Raw genomic sequence first — 3096 nt, 5'->3', positions numbered from 1 at the left:
GCATTGATGAGTGGGTGGTAGGATATAGGCAACTTGTAAAACAATACAAAGATAAACAAATTACACAGGAAGAATTTTATGCAAAACAATACGAACTTTATTTCGCTAAATCAGGCAAAATCTACAAAAAAGTTGGCACTGCTTTATTTAATTTTTTTGACGACAATCAAAAAGAACGCTACAACACTTGCGCTACAAGAGTAAGCTATGCTATCAATCATAGCTCCGTGCCATTTCACAAAAATCCAAATAGTAACAATCTTAAACCCGATGGACGCTGGAAAATAAATGGATATTACTATTATATATCTGTCGATAATATTATAGATTCGCTAGAAACCATTTGGGGAGAGCCAAAAAGCTATGGCAAGGATTTTGACAAATCATTACAAAAAACGCATTCAATGGATTTTTATGTATCTATGACAACCAAAGAAGAGAATAGGAAACTTTTTGGAATGTTAGAATCTTTTGATAAAAAGGGCGTTGTTGCAATGAAATTACAGGGAAATCGCATTAGACATTCAACGCTATGGGATAGAAATGGATTTGTAGATTTTAAAATGAATGATAAACTTGATGATGATATAAAAAGAACATATTTATATGGGTATGATTACTTAAGCGACCCAAAAAATACACAGCCCATTGTATTGGAATTCTATTTTTGGGAGTTAAAATAATGAAAAAGTTAGTAGCATTGTGTGCGTTGATTGTTTGTGTAAGTATTATATATGCCCATGACTATGTCGCTTTTTATGATGATAGCGAATACCTTGAAATCTACAAAAAAGAGGGTAAAAATCTTTATAGATTTTGGGGACTTGATTATTGTTTGGGGTATTCAAAAAAAATACCCGGAAATACTATGGTGGCTAATCTCTTAAACGAGCAAGAAGCTATTTTGCGAAATGTCGGAGGTAAGGAAGCGTTTGCAGAATTGAAAGATTATATCGATAAGTATACTTATGGACACACAGGATTATACCTTTGCTTAGAAATGTATGATTCGCCAAAATACAACGCCGAAATTGAACGCATTATGAAAAAATACTGCAAAGAGTGTGAGTGAATCTTTTGTAAAAATTTTATTTTTGGGAGTTTCCATAATGAAAAAATTGCTTTATACTATGTTGTTATGTTTTATGTCTAGTGTAAAAGCGGGGCATTATGTGATAGATAAGCAATTTTTAAAAGATACAAAAGTGCTTACAAAACACCTAAAATATTACGGATTTTTGGCTTGTCTATGTCCCCCTTATTATTTTTTTTCAAATCTCAAACACGCAGAACTTGCGCACTCTTGCGATAATGATACAATAAAAGCAATCAAACACTACCGAGAAATAATCGATAAAAACCTCATAGAAAAAGTTGATAAAATCTATTATTCACGGTATGGGACAGAGAATAGCGAAACGCGAGCGTATTTAGACCCTAGCACTATTCAGCACACTATATCCGTTTGCATAAGTTGTTTGGAATTTTACGAATCCAAAGAATACAACGCCCAAATCGAGAGAATCATAAAAAAATACTGCAAAGAATGCGAGTGAATCCAAAATACCAAAGTTTGATGATAAGGAGAAATGTGCGATGAAAACAATAATAACGCTAATGTGTTTATGTGTGATTGCGTTTGGTGCAGATAGCGTTGATATAGCAGATTCTAAAGGCAGAACTTTTTGGGATAAAAAATTTATTCGTTACCCAGCAGAAGGCACATATTCATCAGCTCAAATCACAAAAACTTGCAATACAAAAGAATATTTTGATGAAGTAGGATTGCAAACAAATTCAAAAGATAAAACCATTAAAGAGAATTTTCCTATGGAGCAAGGCGAGGCAATAGAAATAAAAAGTGTAGTCTTACAAAACAATAAATTTCTGCTAAAAATTGGGGATTTGCAAACAGCAACTTGGAGTGTAGAGTTTTTAGATGATACACATATTGAATCGTGTAGTCAATATGATAGTTCTACATTTTGCCACAAATATGTTTTATGTCCTTAATTCGCAAAAATTTATCTTACAAATAAGGATAAAAATGAAAAATCTAATAGTTTTATGCCTACTATGCTTTACTCCAAGCAATGCCTTTATCGTAACCTCGCAAGAGGAAATAGAATCTAGACCATTGCTTTATAGCCCAAATACCACGAAAATAAACGGAGAAAGATTATTTTTTAACGATTTGCGACAAAGTCCTACATTACCCAAAGGGCTAAAACCGCTTGTATTGACAAAAAACACAAATGATTTTACAGATAACCAAAAACAAGGCGCAAATACATATCATCGCTTTGAGGGGGATTTGGAGGTTAGCGGCGTGTTGCAATATGCTATGAGTGCGGATTATAGCGGATTTTATCAAGGGTGGATTTTGTTTTTTGATGAGCCTTATTATACGCAAAATCTCATTCCCAAAAACAAGCCATATCCAAGCAAAACAGATATTTTCCCTGTTAGTGCGTATATAGAGATTCAAGATGGGCAACTACCAAAACCGCTTTATGATTTATCTAAAACTAAACCTTTATCTATCATCGGTGTGCGCGTGAGTGCGAGGCTAAAAACATTAGATATTACCACAGGTGATGGCGATGAGTGGAGATTTTTTGGATAGATACAAAATTTACAACCCATAGGCAAAACATTTATCAAATATCCTAATAGATTAGAATTGTATGATTTAGGTGCGAATGGGGAGGCGATTTTGGCTTATGCCTCCAAAGATTCTTACATAAACTTGCGCGAATCGCCAAATGGGAAGATTCTCTATGCGATACAAAAAAATGATATGCCTAGCAATGTTTGTGAATATGCAAAATACAAAGCAAATAAAGGCGTAATCATATTTTTAGGCAACGATTCTCCCAAATGGTATAAAATCGCCTATATCCCACCAAATGCAAAAGATACAAGCAAAGCAATTTATGGTGTGATTCACAGCTCTCAAGTGGGATTTGAATGCAGTGAGTAATGCAAAACAAAATGTAAAAATCGTAAAAAATACCGCAAAGAGTGCGAGTGAATCTGTGGTAGAAAATTTATTGTAGGTAGAAAATATGATAAAAAAGGCGATTTATACTATTT

6 protein-coding genes are annotated in these 3096 nt (G+C 33.6%); all 6 read left to right on the top strand.

Annotated elements, in window-relative coordinates:
• Positions 1 to 683, top strand: a 683-nt coding sequence (locus tag ACWIX0_RS13225) for a T6SS effector amidase Tae4 family protein (RefSeq protein ID WP_454174452.1), incomplete at its 5' end; no start/stop codon positions are given.
• A complete protein-coding gene (locus tag ACWIX0_RS13220; RefSeq protein ID WP_454174451.1) occupies positions 683 to 1072 on the top strand; it encodes a hypothetical protein in 390 nt (129 codons plus the stop codon). The genes ACWIX0_RS13225 and ACWIX0_RS13220, both read left to right, overlap by 1 nt.
• Positions 1073 to 1109: 37 nt before the next feature.
• On the top strand, positions 1110 to 1556 hold the full coding sequence (locus ACWIX0_RS13215) for a hypothetical protein (RefSeq protein WP_454174450.1): 447 nt from the start codon (positions 1110 to 1112) through the stop codon (positions 1554 to 1556).
• A gap of 40 nt (positions 1557 to 1596) precedes the next feature.
• Positions 1597 to 2013 carry a hypothetical protein gene (locus ACWIX0_RS13210; protein ID WP_454174449.1) on the top strand — a complete coding sequence of 139 codons (417 nt, stop codon included), beginning with the start codon at positions 1597 to 1599 and terminating at the stop codon, positions 2011 to 2013.
• 34 nt (positions 2014 to 2047) lie between these two features.
• Positions 2048 to 2626 carry a hypothetical protein gene (locus ACWIX0_RS13205; RefSeq protein WP_454174448.1) on the top strand — a complete coding sequence of 193 codons (579 nt, stop codon included), beginning with the start codon at positions 2048 to 2050 and terminating at the stop codon, positions 2624 to 2626.
• Between the two features lie 57 nt (positions 2627 to 2683).
• Positions 2684 to 2983, top strand: coding sequence for a hypothetical protein (locus tag ACWIX0_RS13200; protein WP_454174447.1), 300 nt, complete (start codon positions 2684 to 2686; stop codon positions 2981 to 2983).
• Positions 2984 to 3096 lie beyond the last annotated feature (113 nt).

It is taken from the genome of Helicobacter sp. T3_23-1059, from assembly GCF_053654515.1.
This window is presented reverse-complemented; position numbering and strand designations above follow the sequence as displayed.